General features: G+C 42.5%; 16 protein-coding genes. 13 read left to right on the top strand and 3 right to left on the bottom strand.

Annotated features, from left to right (window positions below; translation table 11 throughout):
- Positions 1-101: 101 nt before the first annotated feature.
- The 3 genes from ACZ5AE_RS27540 (at position 102) to ACZ5AE_RS27530 (ending at position 3,767) form a co-directional block, all read left to right on the top strand.
- Positions 102-956 (top strand): peptidoglycan DD-metalloendopeptidase family protein, encoded by an 855-nt coding sequence (locus ACZ5AE_RS27540; RefSeq protein WP_464567997.1) that lies wholly within the window; start codon positions 102-104, stop codon positions 954-956.
- Positions 957-1,329: 373 nt separating this feature from the next.
- Positions 1,330-3,372 carry a penicillin-binding transpeptidase domain-containing protein gene (locus ACZ5AE_RS27535; protein WP_464567995.1) on the top strand — a complete coding sequence of 681 codons (2,043 nt, stop codon included), beginning with the start codon at positions 1,330-1,332 and terminating at the stop codon, positions 3,370-3,372.
- A gap of 71 nt (positions 3,373-3,443) precedes the next feature.
- Positions 3,444-3,767 (top strand): hypothetical protein, encoded by a 324-nt coding sequence (locus tag ACZ5AE_RS27530; RefSeq protein ID WP_464567993.1) that lies wholly within the window; start codon positions 3,444-3,446, stop codon positions 3,765-3,767.
- 1,018 nt (positions 3,768-4,785) lie between these two features.
- Here ACZ5AE_RS27530 and ACZ5AE_RS27525 read toward each other — a convergent pair.
- Positions 4,786-5,100, bottom strand: coding sequence for an MGMT family protein (locus ACZ5AE_RS27525; protein WP_464567991.1), 315 nt, complete (start codon positions 5,098-5,100; stop codon positions 4,786-4,788).
- Between the two features lie 702 nt (positions 5,101-5,802).
- Between ACZ5AE_RS27525 and spoIIID the strand changes: the two genes are divergently transcribed.
- From spoIIID to ACZ5AE_RS27500, 5 genes are all read left to right on the top strand, one after another.
- Positions 5,803-6,075, top strand: coding sequence for a sporulation transcriptional regulator SpoIIID (gene spoIIID / locus ACZ5AE_RS27520; protein WP_007086083.1), 273 nt, complete (start codon positions 5,803-5,805; stop codon positions 6,073-6,075).
- Between the two features lie 224 nt (positions 6,076-6,299).
- Positions 6,300-7,301: a rod shape-determining protein MreB gene (gene mreB / locus ACZ5AE_RS27515; protein ID WP_464567988.1), complete on the top strand. Its 1,002-nt coding sequence runs from the start codon at positions 6,300-6,302 to the stop codon at positions 7,299-7,301.
- Positions 7,302-7,830: 529 nt separating this feature from the next.
- A complete protein-coding gene (locus ACZ5AE_RS27510) occupies positions 7,831-8,151 on the top strand; it encodes a DNA-directed RNA polymerase subunit beta (RefSeq protein ID WP_464567986.1) in 321 nt (106 codons plus the stop codon).
- Between the two features lie 91 nt (positions 8,152-8,242).
- Positions 8,243-8,677 (top strand): 3-hydroxyacyl-ACP dehydratase FabZ, encoded by a 435-nt coding sequence (fabZ, locus tag ACZ5AE_RS27505; protein ID WP_213117189.1) that lies wholly within the window; start codon positions 8,243-8,245, stop codon positions 8,675-8,677.
- A 298-nt stretch (positions 8,678-8,975) separates the two neighbouring features.
- The gene (locus ACZ5AE_RS27500; RefSeq protein WP_464567984.1) at positions 8,976-9,299 is read left to right on the top strand and encodes a hypothetical protein; all 324 of its coding nucleotides are present in this window, start codon (positions 8,976-8,978) and stop codon (positions 9,297-9,299) included.
- Between the two features lie 155 nt (positions 9,300-9,454).
- Here the strand turns inward: ACZ5AE_RS27500 and ACZ5AE_RS27495 are convergent, their stop codons facing one another.
- Both ACZ5AE_RS27495 and ACZ5AE_RS27490 read right to left on the bottom strand, forming a co-directional pair.
- Positions 9,455-9,712, bottom strand: a complete 258-nt coding sequence (locus ACZ5AE_RS27495) for a hypothetical protein (protein ID WP_464567982.1) — start codon at positions 9,710-9,712, stop codon at positions 9,455-9,457.
- 116 nt (positions 9,713-9,828) lie between these two features.
- Positions 9,829-10,263 (bottom strand): YwpF family protein, encoded by a 435-nt coding sequence (locus tag ACZ5AE_RS27490; RefSeq protein ID WP_464567980.1) that lies wholly within the window; start codon positions 10,261-10,263, stop codon positions 9,829-9,831.
- Positions 10,264-10,509: 246 nt separating this feature from the next.
- Here ACZ5AE_RS27490 and ACZ5AE_RS27485 point away from each other — a divergent pair, with 246 nt between their 5' ends.
- The 5 genes from ACZ5AE_RS27485 to ACZ5AE_RS27465 all read left to right on the top strand — a co-directional run bounded on the left by ACZ5AE_RS27485 (position 10,510) and on the right by ACZ5AE_RS27465 (position 15,901).
- A complete protein-coding gene (locus tag ACZ5AE_RS27485) occupies positions 10,510-11,028 on the top strand; it encodes a single-stranded DNA-binding protein (RefSeq protein ID WP_464567978.1) in 519 nt (172 codons plus the stop codon).
- A 24-nt stretch (positions 11,029-11,052) separates the two neighbouring features.
- Positions 11,053-11,238, top strand: coding sequence for a hypothetical protein (locus ACZ5AE_RS27480; protein ID WP_464567976.1), 186 nt, complete (start codon positions 11,053-11,055; stop codon positions 11,236-11,238).
- Between the two features lie 504 nt (positions 11,239-11,742).
- Complete coding sequence (locus ACZ5AE_RS27475) at positions 11,743-12,198, top strand: hypothetical protein (protein ID WP_464567974.1); 456 nt, start codon at positions 11,743-11,745, stop codon at positions 12,196-12,198.
- A 1,324-nt stretch (positions 12,199-13,522) separates the two neighbouring features.
- The gene (locus ACZ5AE_RS27470) at positions 13,523-14,629 is read left to right on the top strand and encodes a PcsB-like coiled-coil domain-containing protein (RefSeq protein ID WP_464567972.1); all 1,107 of its coding nucleotides are present in this window, start codon (positions 13,523-13,525) and stop codon (positions 14,627-14,629) included.
- A gap of 564 nt (positions 14,630-15,193) precedes the next feature.
- Entirely contained in the window at positions 15,194-15,901 is a 708-nt protein-coding gene (locus ACZ5AE_RS27465; protein WP_464567970.1) for a hypothetical protein, read from the top strand.
- The last annotated feature ends 583 nt before the right edge of the window (positions 15,902-16,484 follow it).

Genomic DNA, 16,484 nt, shown 5'->3' with positions numbered 1-16,484 from the left:
AGATGCATAAAAACCCAGACAGTTACAAAAAATAAAATTTTTTTCAGACTAGTGTATATAATTCTAGTTATCTGTTCAGAATGATTGCTGAGGTGATGAAAATGAGAGAGGAAGAAAACAAACGATCTTCTCAAAGTTCCAGCGTTAAACGCTTTTTCAAGAAGCGTTGGGTATTTCCAGCCATCTATATCGCAAGTGCAGCAATCATTTTAACAGGTGTTCTTTGGTACCAATCCAGTGCAGGAGACTCAGACAAATACGATTACAAGTCTACTGATATCACTGGCAAGAAGACCAACCCGCCTGCAGTTGAAGTTAACACTGCTTTAGAAAACGTCAAAATGCCGGTGAAGGATGCAGCATCAGCCGTGATCAAGACAAAGTTCTATGATTTCAATGCGAAAGCTGAAGACCAGGAAGCCGCATTAGTATTCTACGAAAACACATACAACCCAAATACAGGTGTCGACATCACCACGAAGGACGGCGAAACGTTTGATGTATTAGCATCACTCAGCGGAACTGTCACTCGTGTTGAAGAGGACGCGGTGCTTGGAAATGTCATCGAAATTGAACACGACAAAGGTATTGTAACACAATATCAGTCCGTGAAAGACATTAATGTTGAAGTTGGCGACAAGGTGAAACAGGGAGATGTTCTTGCCAAGGCTGGGCAAAGCATGTTCAATGAAAAAGCTGGAACACACGTCCATTTTGAAATTCGTAAAGATGGCGTCGCGGTTAACCCTAGTAAGTATATTGACAAACCAGTAAGCACTTTAGAAGAAGCGACTCCTTCAAACAGCAAGGAATCCATTCAAACTCCTAGTGAAAAAAAGCAGCAGGAGTTGGAGGACCCAGCTGGCACAGGCGACCAGTCTTCCGATGATAAAACGGACGACGGCAAGACCAAAGAAGACGAGTCCACTAACTCAAAAGAAAAGACAAATTCTTAATATAGCAACTGTAAGTTAAGGGGAAGGGGAATGCTTCCTCTTTTTTTTTGCGTTTTTTTTCAAAAAAAAAAGAATCCGGCTGCCTGCCAGATTCAAAAAAATAGGACCCGGCCGATTGCCGGATCCAACACGATATATTAAAAGGGGGGGTTATGAAAAAGTATGACTAAGATTGTCCTTTTCACACTCTTATCTTACCCCGGAGATATGAACAAATTATGAATAAAGCGTTAATGTTTTATAAAAAAATCTGGGAGATTTGTCACGATTAAGAGGCTTGGACGGCTTTTTTGTGCTAGATTTAGGGTCCAAGCATATAGGTTAGAATGGCGCCGGTGTTATGTTAAAATGGGAAAAAAAGGAGGGCTTTACCTTGAAAAAAGTTGCCATGCTTTTGCTTGCGGTGGTGCTGGGGATTCTTTTGGCCAGCTGCAGCAAGGAGCCGACCCCGCAGGATCGACTCTCGGAGTACATAGCGTTATGGAATAAGCAAAAGTTTGCTGACATGTATAATTACCTTTCCAATGATGCCAAAAAGAAAATCTCCAAAGAAGACTTTACGAACCGCTACAAGAAAATCTACGATGATTTGCAGATTACGGACCTCAAGATTGACTTTAAGAAACCGAAAGAAGATAAACAGAAGGATAAGGAACAAGCCAAGTATTCTTTTAGTGCCAAAATGAATAGTGTTGCGGGACCGATTAATTTCACCCAGGAAGCCCTGTTGAAAAAGGAAAGCAGGGATGATAAGGAAAACTGGTTTGTGGACTGGAATCCGGGATTCATTTTTCCAAAAATGCAGGAGGGCGACAAGCTGAGCTTGAGCACGGTGCCGGCGAAACGGGGCGAAATCGTTGACCGGAACGGCACGGGGCTGGCTGTGAACGGACAGGTGTACGAGGTGGGCGTATCGGCCGGCGATATATCAGCGCCAGTGATGGAGCAGCTGGCTTCTTTGTTGAAAATGACGCCGGATTCCATTGATAAGGCGTTGAAGGCGAGTTGGGTACAACCAGGGATGTTTGTGCCTTTGAAGAAAGTGTCGATGGACGATTCTGAGCGGATTGCCCAGTTGGTGGCGCTTGAGCCGGTGAAGACGCGCAAGGTGGATGCACGGATCTATCCGTACAAGGAGGCCGCGGCGCAGCTGATTGGCTATGTCGGGCAGATTACCGCGGATGAGCTGGAAAAGCGGAAGGACAAGGGCTACACGAGCCGCGATGTGATTGGAAAGCGCGGACTGGAGCAGGTGCTGGATGAGCAGTTAAAGGGCCAGAGCGGCGTGAAGATCGTGATTAAGAAGCAGGCCGGGGGCGAGGAAGTGCTCGCTGAAAAGCCGGTTGTTGATGGAAAAAATGTTAAGCTGACCATTGATGCGGATTTGCAGGCGGTGGTGTATGCCGAGATGGCCGGTGGAGCAGGTGCTAGTGGCTCTGGGACGGCTGGAGCTGGTGTTCCGGCTGGCGAGGTCGGAACAGCGGCTGCGATGAACCCGGTGACAGGGGAAACGCTGGCACTCGTCAGCAGCCCGTCATTTGACCCGAATCAGGCCGCGCTAGGTTTCTCGGCGGACGAATGGAAGGCGCTTCAGGATGACGCCCGCCAGCCGCTGTTAACGCGCTTTAAACAGGCATTTGCGCCTGGTTCGGTGATGAAGCCGATTACGGCAGCTGTGGGGCTCGCAAACGGCGCAATTAAGCCGGACGAGGGCGTACAGATCCTAGGGCCGAAATGGCAGAAGGATGCGTCCTGGGGCGGCTATTTCGTGACCCGGGTGCACGAGGGCAGCCCAATCAATTTGGAAAAAGCGTTGGTGTTCTCGGATAACATTTATTTTGCACAAGCAGCATTAAAAATGGGGAAAGATAGCTTTTCAGATGGCTTGAAAAAGTTCGGCTTTGAGGAACAGCTGCCGTTCGCTTATCCGCTTGAAACTTCAAAAATTGGTGCTCTGGACAGCGACATTGCACTTGCTGACTCAGGCTACGGCCAGGGGCAGGTGCAGATGAGCATCGTTCATTTGCTGAGCACCTATACGCCATTTATCAATAATGGCAATATGATTAAGCCGATTTTGCTCGATGAAGAGAAGCGTGGACAGGTGTTGAAGGAAGGCGTGGTTTCTCCAGAAAACGCCGGACTGATTGCAGCGGACCTGCGCAAGGTCGTCGGTGATGCAAGCGGGACTGCACACGCTGCGGAAATGGCCGATAAGCCGCTAGCCGGAAAAACGGGAACAGCGGAATTCAAGCAGAAACAGGGCGAAACCGGTCTCGAGAATGGCTGGTTTATCGGCTGGAATGTCAATTCGCCGAATCTGATGGTAGCCATGATGGTCGAGAACGTAAAAGACCGGGGCGGCTCGGGAATTCCGGTGAAAATGGTGAAGAATATATATATGAAATGGAAATAAGATTGTGTTTGGAACACCTGGCCTGGGGGCTGGGTGTTTTTTTGTGGGAGAAATCCTCGTTTGGGAGCGCTGTGGCCATTGAAAATTACCTTTTTTTAAAATTTACTGGCTTTGTTTGTTGGTTTACTCGCGGAAAATTAGGATTTTCTCGCCACCTTTTGAGGTTTACTCGCCAGATTTCAAGATTTACTCGCCAATCCCCATCCCGAGCGGCTGAACCATCCCAAAAAAGGTACCTTTTCTATGACCTTTTTGGTGTGATTACCATTTATTTGGATATACTTTCCGATTTGGTGTGGTTACTTTCCAAATGGGGAGAAATACTTTCCACAATCATGATTTTACTTACACTTATTAGCCAAATACTTACCATAATGCCTGATTTACTTTCCTAACTTATTTTTCAAATAAAAAAGCCAGGCGGCGAGTCTGGCTCAGATAACATAATAATCCTTTTTAAAATTTACTCGCCGGATTTGGGTTTTTACTCGTCAAAAGATAGGATTTACTCGCCACCTTTTGAAGTTTACTCGCCAGATTTCAAGATTTACTCGCCATGCCCCATCCCGAGCTGCTGAACCAACCAAAAAGGTACCTTTTAAAATTACCTTTTTGGTGTGATTACCATTTATTTGGATATACTTACCGATTTGGTGCGGTTACTTTCCAAATGGGGAGAAATACTTTCCACAATCATGATTTTACTTACACTTTTTAGCCAAATACTTACCATAAAGCCTGATTTACTTTCCAAACTTATTTTTAGAGGGAATTCATCTTAAAAAGCCAGGCGGCGAGCCTGGCTTAGGTAATATTTAAAATTTACTCGCAGGATTTGGGTTTTTACTCGTCAAAAGATAGGATTTACTCGCACCCTTTTGAAGTTTACTCGCCAGATTTCAAGATTTACTCGCCAAGCCCCATCTCAAGCTGCTGAACCAACCAAAAAAGGTACCTTTTCAATTACCTTTTTTGGTGTGATTACCATTTATTTGGATATACTTTCCGATTTGGTGCGGTTACTTTCCAAATGGGGAGAAATACTTTCCGATTTGGTGCGGTTACTTTCCAAATGGGGAGAAATACTTTCAACAATCATGATTTTACTTACATTATTAATCAGATACTTACCTTAATAGCTGAATTACTTTCCAAACTTATTTTTCATATAAAAAGCCAGGCGGCGAGCCTGGCTCAGGTAACATAATAATCCTTTTTAAAATTTACTCGCCGGATCTAGGTTTTTACTCGTCAAAAGATAGGATTTACTCGCACCCTTTTGAAGTTTACTCGCCTGATATCAAGATTTACTCGCCAATCCCCATCTCGAGCAACTAAGCCACCCCAAAAAAGGTAACTTTCCAAAATACCTAATTTACTTTCCAACCCCATTTTTCACGAAGAATTCGCGCGCTAGAAGGTCTCCGGATGCCACTGATATTTTTCCAAATCAATAACTCCATTTAAACCCACTGCCACGTCCTCGGCCTCGAGCGACAGCCATTGTTCATTGTACCCCTCGTCATCCTGCAGGGCGATTTTCCCTTGGGCGTTGACGACCCTGTGCCAGGGCAAGCGGTGTTTCCTGCTCATCGAGTGGAGGATGCGGACGACCTGACGAGCAGCACGGGGACTTCCTGCGAGCCTCGCAATTTGTCCATAGGTCATGACCCTCCCCGTGGGGATATTTTTTATAATCGAAATAACTCTTTCCGTAAAAGGTGTCACCGTTGTAAAAATCCTTTCTTAAATAACATACCCACATTATATAATATTAAAAAAAGGGAAACGCCCCAATATATCGGACACTACCTGAAAACTTAAAACAGCCTACATATTTTTCAATTTCACCTACCACATTTCAATGTTTTCTTACCAAAAACCCGTATTTTCACAACACAAACAATAAAACACATATATTTTTCATCCGACAAATTTCTCGGGAAATAACGAGCGGATCACGATTATTTCCACAAAGACTGTTGACGTGGCGCGGCTTTGGGGCTTTTTGCATAAATGTCGAAAAAACACCAAGTTTTTGAATTTTCTAAAAATAATTCATTACCTTGTCCCGTTTGTGTATTTTGTGCATAAACCCGTATCCAAGCTAATACAATGTTACAAACCTTTATACAAAGAGAGTGTTTGAGGTGAGGTGTCGTTTGAAGTTAGCGGGTATCCAGCCGGGGACATGATTATTCATCGTATGAACAGAAAGTGATAACTTTAACTTTCTGCCGTGTGACAGGCAGGGGCGAAATTTGGTGCCTGACGCCATCCGTGGACGCTGTTCACGTTTGTGGTCATTTCAAATTTCACGTAAGCGCAAACATGTGCCAGTCAGCAGCTCGCACGGAAGCAGTATTCAGTCATAGTGATAAGCGGGTCTCATTTCACACGTCTCACATCCAATTTAGGGAGGGCGAGAGTGTGCACGATTACATCAAAGAGAGGACTATCAAGATTGGGAAGTATATCGTGGAGACGAGGAAAACAGTTCGCGTCATTGCGAAGGAGTTTGGCGTATCCAAATCTACAGTCCATAAGGATCTAACAGAGAGACTACCTGAAATTAATCCTGAGCTTGCAAACGAAGTGAAAGAAATTCTAGATTATCATAAATCCATTCGTCACTTAAGGGGCGGCGAGGCGACCAAAATGAAGTATCAGAAAGAAGAAAAAGAAGGGGAGGCTGTTAAATAAGCAGAGATTTTTTCAAAAAATGAATGCCCATTAAAGAACTGGTGCCAGACACCATTTCTTTTTTTTACAAAAAAATGGCACACCTTCTCAAAGAATTTCCGATTCCGACAGCATTCAGCAAAAAAATACATTGATTGTTTTAAAATGTTATGGATATTTTAATGAATGTGATAGAATAGACAATTAGGTAGAAGGAATCCGTCTTGAGGAGGAAAGGAAAGAGAATGTTTGCAAGGGATATTGGGATTGATTTAGGAACAGCAAACGTGCTGATCCACGTGAAGGGCCGCGGCATCGTATTAAACGAGCCTTCCGTAGTTGCAATCGACAGAAACACTAACCGGGTTTTGGCGGTCGGCGAAGAAGCGCGCCGCATGGTTGGACGTACACCAGGTAACATCGTCGCAATTCGCCCGTTAAAGGACGGCGTAATTGCAGACTTTGATGTAACAGAAGCAATGCTGAAGCATTTTATTAATAAACTAAACGTAAAAGGCTTTTTATCAAAGCCGCGCATTCTGATTTGCTGCCCGACGAACATCACGAGCGTTGAGCAAAAGGCAATCAAGGAAGCTGCCGAAAAAAGCGGCGGGAAAAAGATTTATCTTGAAGAAGAGCCAAAAGTGGCCGCGATTGGCGCGGGCATGGATATCTTCCAGCCAAGCGGGAACATGGTAGTGGATATCGGGGGAGGAACGACGGATGTGGCCGTTCTGTCAATGGGCGATATCGTGACTTCTTCCTCCATCAAAATGGCCGGCGACAAGTTCGACATGGAAATCTTGAATCACATCAAGCGCGAGTACAAGCTGTTGATCGGTGAACGTACAGCTGAGAATATCAAAATCAACATCGGTACGGTCTTCCCAGGCTCTCGTTCAGAGGAAATGGAAATTCGCGGCCGTGACATGGTCAGTGGTCTGCCGCGCACGATCACCGTTCGTTCGGAAGAAATCGAGCAATCATTGCGCGAATCTGTGTCCGTTATTGTTCAGGCTGCAAAAAGCGTTCTTGAGCGCACACCACCTGAGCTTTCAGCAGATATCATCGACCGTGGCGTGATTTTAACAGGCGGCGGCGCACTTCTTCACGGCATCGACATGCTGCTTGCAGAAGAGCTGAAGGTACCTGTTTTAGTAGCCGAAAATCCAATGGACTGCGTTGCCATCGGAACAGGCATCATGCTTGATAACATCGACCGAATTCCAGGCCGTAAGCTAGGATAATAATTTCAAATGTGGTAAGACTTCTTACCAGTATCCAAAAGTCTAATGATAAGGGCTGGACAAGCCTCGGTCATTGGGCTTTTTTGATGCATGGGAACGGTTCATCGTGTGTCACCCATTGTGAGGCATGGGGACGGTCCTCGTACCTCACTCATTTAAAAATTGATAGGAAAGTAATGGGGGCAAAAATGGAAGTAAACCTCAAAAATAGGGAAGAAATATATCAAAAATGGAAAGTAAATTCCCATATCGGAAAGTAAATCCTCAAAATCAGAAAGTATTGGAAATCCCCTTCCAAAAAACACCCTCAGTACCGTAGCATGTCCCCATTTTCTGCGCCTTTTTTACATCAATTTACTTTTTCTTGCAAAAAGTTAATGTATAATCATGAATAATTTTTTATAATAGAATAAAATGAGCATCGTGTGTGGCTTTAAAATGGTTATAATATGTATTAACTCTAATCCTGTGTTGGCTGTTTGGCAAAATCCTTCAAAAAGGATCGGCGGGATTCAAAGGGGAATTTAAAATGTCATTAAATAATGTAGAACAACAGCAATTTCAATCGCGAGAGGAATATAAAAAGACAAATACAGATACCCTGCAAAAGGCGGACGGAGCCGCGTCTAAAGAAAAGAAAACAACGGAAGCAGATCCGCAGAGCCATGCCCGCGTCAGAGTGCGGCTTATTCCAATCTGGCTTCGTCTCGTACTCTTGGTGGTGTTTATATTTGTCAGCCTTATAGCTGGGGCGGCAGTCGGTTATGGAATTCTTGGCGGCGGCAATGCAGCAGATGTTTTTAAGCAATCCACTTGGACACATATTCAAGATTTAATTGATAAAAAATAAAGCGGGAAGGGCATAGCCCTTCCCTTTTACATATCACAAATAGTACAATAGAAAATAAATATCTGTTCCTAGTAGGAGGTACTAATACAAAATGCTTGATATTAATGAAATCAAAGAAATTATCCCGCACCGCTATCCGTTTTTGTTGGTGGATCGAATTTTAGAGGTGGAAGAGGGAAAAAGAGCGGTCGGCATTAAAAATGTTTCCGCCAATGAAGAGTTTTTCAACGGCCATTTTCCGGATTATCCAGTCATGCCTGGGGTTTTAATTGTTGAAGCACTCGCGCAGGTCGGGGCTGTTGCCGTTTTGAAAAAAGAAGAAAACCGTGGCCGGTTGGCATTTTTTGCAGGGATAGATAACTGCCGCTTCAAAAAGCAAGTAAAGCCGGGCGACCAACTGCGCCTTGAGGTGGAAATGGTGCGTTTACGCGGGCCAATTGGCAAGGGGAAAGCCGTGGCAACCGTTGATGGCGAAATCGCTTGCGAAGCGGAAATTACCTTTGCGCTTGGGGAAAAGAAGGAATAAATTGGGGGCGTGAGTGGGGTTTGGCGAGTAGATTTTAGGCGAGTAAATCCCGCAATTAGACGAGTAAAAGTCAAAAAGAGGCGAGTAAATCTTTAAAGTTGGCGAGTAAAACCGCAGAACTGACGAGTAAAGGCAGAGGGTCGCCCCTCTGCCTTTTTTGCATGCAAAAAAATGCCATTCAAATTTTAATAAACAACGGGAAAGCTATAAGTGTTAGGCAATAACATGAAAGTTGAAAGGAGTTTTTTGCTTGAAGAAGAAGCTGTTTACGCTGCTCACCGGTTCTGTTCTGTCGGCGATGATGCTGGTTGGCTGTAATACTGATAATGACAGAAATGACATCAATCCGCCGCCGCCGAGGGTTGATAACGATTTGAATGACAATATGGATCGGAACGACCTGGACAATCGAAATGACTTGAACGATCGCGGTAACAGGCTGAACAACCGGTTGAACAACGATTTAAATGACAATCCGTTGGATCGAAGCAACCATTACCCTGAGTCTGAGGACAAGAACACACCGCATGACAAGGACTTGATTAAGGACAACAACACGAAGCAGGAAGATATTATCGAGGATGATATCGACCGCCGCGACAGAGACAACAAAGACGAATAAAGGAAAAGGGGACAGGCGGCAGCGCGGGCCTTGTCCCCTTTTTTTAGCTAATAAGAAGGCACAAAATTTTTCCAAATTTTATACTTTCTTAACGCATAAATTCAACTACGCCTCTGTCTTCGTCCTAACGGACTCGCCAATCGGCGAGTTTTCATTTAAGAAAATCCCGTCATCATTAAAGCTGCTGCGAGAAAAGCAAAAATGATCACCAAAATATAAACAAAGATGGCCAAAATTGTGATAATCCAGCCAAGCACCTTTCGGCCAGTTTGAATTAAATAAATTCCAAGCGCGATGGCCCCAAATAAAAATCCCAAAATCGCCCACAGCCACGGCCGCTTGCCGCGCTTTGGCGCGTCCACAGCTAAAAAAATCGCAATTATGACATTAACAATCCAACTAGTCCAACCCATCTCTTTCTTCCGCCCCTCCTTCCAAATTTCCCCATCTACCAATAGTATGGAGAGGATTTGTCGAGAAAGCAAGAAATTTTTCCAAGAAAAAACCAGCCCGAAGACTGGTATAAGTTTTACGTATTCTTGACCTTCAGCTTTGGCTTGCTCTTCATTTTATCCTTAAATTCGGCAAGAAGGGCTTCGCCTGACAAGCCTTTTTGGATGAGGCTGTCGAGCAGAAGCTCAGAATAGTCGCTTTTGTTGCGGCGCAGGTGGCCTAAAAACAGAACGCTTGCGTGTTTTTCGAATTTCGTCAGTTTTGCGATTTTCGTTTGAAAATAGGCGGGGGTGTTTTCTTTCTTCGTAATAACAGCCTCGACAATGACTTCGCGGTTTTGCTCAGAGATTTTTTTAAAATAATCATACAGGGAGAGATCAGAGGTGTAGGCCTCAATCAGCCAAGTGGAGCGTTCATCTTCTTTGTTGAGAATCAGGCCGTCCTCGAGCGGAACTTCAACCGATTTGTCATTTTCCACAACTTCCAGCGAGAATAATTTAAACGTCTTCATCCATAACCTCCTGTTTCTTTTTTACCTAATTATAACATACGCAAAAAAGAAGCAAATGTCGAAAAATATTTGACCGAAATAGGATTTTTAATTTATTTGTAAAAAATTGACCCCATCCGTGACAAAAATCCCCTAAAAAATGGCTTTTTCGAGAAAAAGCGACCTCGATACGGGTCGTATCGTAATTTTACTTTGCTTTGGCCCGGGTCTAAGATGAAATCATCAAACGTTGGAGGAGATGATACCTTGATTAATCAAGTAACGTTAGTCGGCCGCTTGACGAGGGACCCGGATTTGAATCAAACGGCGGAGGGAACGCCGGTGGCACACATTACCCTGGCGGTAAACCGAAACTTCCGCAACCACAATGGCGAATTTGATACAGACTTTGTTCAGTGCACCCTATGGCGGAATGCCGCAGAAAACACGTACAAATATTGTCGAAAAGGGGCGGTCGTCGGGATCACCGGCCGGCTGCAAACCCGCAATTATGAAGGGCGGGATGGAAAAAGGGTATATGTAACGGAGGTTGTGGCGGAAACGATTCGATTTTTGAGTACGAAGCCACAAGGGGCCGGGGCTGGGGAATCTAGAGCTGGATCTTCGATGTCTGGTTCGGGTCAGGGAAATGGGCAAGGGGGGAATCCCTCTGGACAAAGCTCCGCCGCGGCATCCGGAACTTCGGGGGCAGCAGGCCAGTCCCAAGCTGCTGCACCTGGGCCTGCCCCAACAGCAGAATCGGTTGCTGCAGCATTACCATTTTAAGGTGGAAAAAAGGAGGAGCTCACCTTGGGTGCTCATGAAGAAGAATACGTCCACAACCTTGAACAGTTACTCGAAACGTTAATAAAAATGGTTGGTAAGGCCAATCAAAAGGTCGACAGCCTGCAGGTGCGGGTCAGCCAGCTTGAATGGCTGATCAAGGAACAGCAGGAGGAAAAAAGGGAGCGCAGCCCAATTCGGATTTACTCGTAGGCGGCACAATTTGGCGGAGATTTTGATACAAGTAAATGCAGGCAGCGGCGCCACTGCCTGCTTCTCAAGAAAAGTTTGTCGGTCACGATTCTCAACCAATTTCCTCGAACTGCCCCCGTTGAAAAAGAGAATCAAACATTTCTCCTGAACCGCCTCATTTTTGGGATTCCGGCATTGTTTTGCCGGAATTTTTTTGTGTGATGGAAATTGGTATAAAAACCTATAATTTGGCCATACTAATAGCAAAACCCCCTGTTTTTTTAAATAGAAGCCGCTGACCTCGTGTCAGCGGCTTCTTCGATTTTATTAAATCCTTCCTTTATGATTACGAAAAAAAGCCCCCCTAGTCTAAATGTACGTATCCTTTACATGGAGTGACGTGAAAAGAAAGCTTCCACTGTGGTTAAAAAATGTGATTTTCTCAGCTTTGCTGAAAAGGAAAATCAATATTATTGTCGAATAATATGAAACGATGTAGATATATGTCAAATCTGGAGGTCATTCATGGAAAAAACATTTTTAGTAATAGTGGGTGAACAAATTAGCTGCAAGGAGTGGCGATTAAAAAGAAAACCTAATTTTACTGACGTATTTATGCTTTCATTTCAGTTATCTCACACAACTATGAACCCCTTATACCAATATATCCCCCTTGAAAACGGTGGGAAAATGACCATTGATTTCTGTGATCAAGACTTCCAAATAATATACAACGAAAGTAAAATACAGATTCTATTAGGTGAAAATGAAATCCTAGAGGAGGAAATCTATGAGATTCTTAGTCACTTTGTTTTGGTTAAAGGAACGAAAGTGGCAGCCCTTCAGTATTTCCCGTTTGAAAAAACAAGTCTATTAATAAGGAAAAAATGGCGCACTGAGTCGGTGAAAAAGAAATTGGGAGAAGAAAACGTGCGAGGTGATGGTTTTAAACTACAAGCAATAATACTTAGAAAGTTGTAGTTTATGGTTGGACCACCTATAGTGATTCCTGATAAAGCCAGGCTGGACGCCTGGCTTTTTGAGGTGGGTCCCCTCTGAAAATTAAGTTTAGAAAGTAAATCAAATTTATTGGTAAGTATTTGACAAGAAGTCAGAAGAAAAATGATAAAAGTGGAAAGTAATCACCTCCATTTGGAAAGTAAACTCATCAAGTCGGAAAGTATATCCAAATAAATGGTAATCACCCCAAAAAGGTAATTGGAAAAATACCTGAGCCAGGCTGGACGCCTGGCTTTTTGAGGTGGGTCCCCTCTGAAAAGTAAGTTTGGAAAGTAAATCAAATTTATTGGTAAGTATTTGACCAGAAATCAGAAGGAAAATGATGAAAGTGGAAAGTAATCACCCTCATTTGGAAAGTAAACTTATCAAATCGGAAAGTATATCCAAATAAATGGAAACTACTCCAAAAAGGTAATTGAAAAAATACCTGAGCCAGGCTGGACGCCTGGCTTTTTGAGGTGGGTTCCCTCTGAAAATTAAGTTTAGAAAGTAAATCAAATTTATTGGTAAGTATTTGGCCAAAAAGCAGAAGAAAAATGATAAAAGTGGAAAGTAATCACCTCCATTTGGAAAGTAAACGTATTAAATCGGAAAGTATATCCAAATAAATGGAAACTACTCCAAAAAGGTAATTGAAAAAATACCTGAGCCAGGCTGGACGCCTGGCTTTTTGAGGTGGGGTTCCCTCTGAAAATTATGTTTGGAAAGTAAATCAAATGTTTTGGTAAGTATTTGGCCAAAAAGCAGAAGAAAAATGATAAAAGTGGAAAGTAATCACCTCCATTTGGAAAGTAAACGTATTAAATCGGAAAGTATATCCAAATAAATGGTAATCGCTCCAAAAAGGTAATTGAAAAAATACCTGAGCCAGGCTGGACGCCTGGCTTTTTAGGTAGTGAGATAGGGGGCGGCGAGTAAATCTTGAAATTCGGCGAGTAAAAGTTAAAAGTTGGCGAGTAAAACCTTATCTTTGACGAGTAAACTCACGAAATCGACGGGTAAATTTTTAAAAAAGGTAATTTTCAACCCCGATACAGAGCTTACACCTCAACGGAAGTGTCCACCCTCCACGGACAAATGTCCACGCGCGGTGCCTGACATCAACATCTTGACACCGCTATCCACCATTTACCAAATAATATCCATTTTATAGATCCCTGGCACTTTTTTGCCACAAAACATCCATTTTTATCCATTTTAAGTCGATTTGTGACATTCTTTTAATATTTTTGTAACATAACTGGTAAGTTTGTCTGTTATAAATAGATTAATAGGAGGGGAGTATATGCAATCCACGATCAAGCGTATTTTGCTAGTAGTACTTACAATCGCTACATACGCATCAGGCACAATGGTTACATATGCACAAACAAGCAGTGAAGCACTTCGCAATGCTCAACAGCAGCTCCAGGAAAAACAACAAATTGTAAATCAGCAGAAACAAGAACAGCAAGCTGTTAATAATGAAATACAAGGAATTCAGAAAGAACTCGATTCAATATATGCTTTTATTACAAAAAACAAAGATGAAATGGCCCAAACTCAAGCCAAAATCGACGAAGTGAACAAGCTGATTGAACAAAAGAAAGAAGAAATTGTTGCATTGGAGGATAAAATCCTCGGCCGTAAAGAAATTATGAAAAAACGGGCCGTGGCCATGCAGCAAACTGACAATTTCAATATCGTCATGAACGTATTCTTAGAATCTGACAGCATCTCTGATTTCATTAAGCGTGCGAGCGCTGTCTCAACATTGATGGATGCTGACAAGGATATTTTAAACGCCCAAAAGGCAGACCTTCAGAAAATTGAAGACGATAAAAAGGAAATCGATAAGCAGGAACAGGTTTTAATGGAGCAGCAAACCGTTCTTGCCAATAAGCAAGCTGAATTAGACCAAAACCTGCAGAAGCGTCAGGAAGTTCTAACTGCCATGCAGGATAAATATAATCAAATCACGCAACAATTGGCCCTTGCTGAGCAAGACAAAGCAAAAGTCCAATCACAAATGGCTGGTATTCAAGCGGCAATTGCCCAGGAGCAGGCGAACGCCCGCGCGGCATCAGCACCAGCACCAGCTCAGAATACCTCAAGTGCAGGTATTAGCGGTAAAGAACTTTACGTAACAGCAACTGCTTACAGCCATGAAGATTCAGGCTCAATAACGAAATTGGGTTACAACATCGAGGCCAATCCAAATATGAAATTGATTGCAGTCGATCCGTCTGTTATCCCGCTTGGTTCGCGCGTATGGGTGGAGGGCTACGGTGAAGCGATTGCCGGAGACACTGGCGGCGCCATCAAAGGCCACCGCATCGACGTTCTTAAGCCAAACAGTGCAGAAGCAAGACTTTGGGGCAGAAGAACCGTTAAGGTTATCATTTTAAATTAATTTTTGAAAAATAAATTTCTTGTAGTGTGGAGACCCGGTACTGGAGCGTGCCGGGTCTTTGTCGAACTAAACTTAATAATGATTTTTCGGTTATAAAATCTGAATATTTCGATGCTTAATAAAGACCTAGATGGACTTGGAGTTTCATAACCATATGGATGAAAGATCTGCTTTGTGTTTTGTATCGCTGGGCGATATGACTTAAAAAAGCATCCAAAAACCTTCGTAAATATTAAAAAATGAGTTGTAAATACGTTATGTAGCGTCACGCGATACGGATAAACGCCTAGACGATGCTGCAAAAGGCTTGGCGTTTTAACAAAAAGAAAAATAGTGGAGATCTATCTCAGCGATATGCATTTAAACAAAATACACGACTTGAATAAGGTTAAAAAGATGTTCTGTAGATAAAGGGTGCTGAAGCGTTAGAGAACTCAATCAAAGACAAGTGTCTTCCTTAATAGAGTTCCTCTAGAAAGGAGTATATTGTGTTTTGTATCGCTGGGCGATATACTTGAAATAAACCAAAAAACTTTCATAATGTAATAGAATAGGAGGGCCGATATGAGACGTGATATACAACCGAATGAAAGAGCTTTCTCTTCTAAGGAAGTGGCAGAAGAAGTGGGGATTGCAACACCCACGGTTCGAAAGTATGGCCAAATCTTAGAGCGAAATGGATATGAGTTTTTAAAAGATGGCGATCGGCGTATCTTTGTTCAATCCGACCTTGAAGCGCTTATATCGTTGCGCGATACAGACAAGCCCCTAGACGATACAGCTAAAGAACTTGTATATCAACAAAAAGAAAGATTAGAGCGATTCAATGAAACACAAATAGCGGTATCCGATACATATGAAAATTTACCCGAAGACCCCAATCAATTAAAAGAGGTATTAAGGTTTTTAGTCAATGAACTCGCAGCCACACGTGAAATGAACGTTCAACTGACAAACGATATGTCACAACTTAAAACGGCGGTTTCTCGGTTACAACAAGATCATCATAGTATAAGTTCTAATATTGCAAATTCGGCGCAAAAAACTCAAGTTAAAATTGAAAAATTAGCGGAACAACAAAGGACCGATTATGAAACATTACTTCAACAAGAAAAACAAATGAACGAATTCTTACAAATAGAAATACAAAATATGCGTGATGAACAGAAAAAAGAATGGCATTCACAAAATGATTTTAATAAACGTTTAGAGGAAGCGATTCAAAAACCTAAAGGGATATTGGAGAGGCTTTTTTTCATATTCCAAAAATAAGGTGACTATTTAAGTTTTTTATTTAACAGTGTTATGTGAAAGCAAATTTTTGATGAAGGTGCATGTGATACATCTTCCTTAAAATACTTAATGAACGATTAAAGCGTAAGGATGTATCTGATCTTATTCTTGTTTCGTATCGCGGGGCGATACACGAATAATTAAATTTAGGACCTTCATAATTTAATAATATAAGGGTCCAATATGCGACATGATATCCATCGAATAAACAGGTTTTCTCTACAAGCAAGTGAAAAAAGAGTATGGATGAAACATTAGCTATTTAAAAGGATGACCAAAACTTTGATCTAAATGTGTATACGATTTAATAAAAAGGCAAACCCCGTATTCTTTTCAATCCGAAATTGCTACATCTTCCTCAAAATAGTTAATGAACAGTATGCGTAAGGATCTATCGGCACTTATTCTTGTTTCGTATCGCTGGGCGATACAGGAACAAATCAGATTTAGGCCCTTTATAATTTAATAAGATAGGGGTCCGATATGCGTATTGATCACTATCGAATAAACAGTTTTTCTCTATCAAACAAGTGAAAAATGAGTATGGATGCAACACTAGCTG

The organism is Neobacillus sp. S1227 (genome assembly GCF_055385255.1).
The sequence above is the reverse complement of the archived record's forward strand: the minus strand, read 5'-3'. Positions and strand labels throughout refer to the sequence as shown.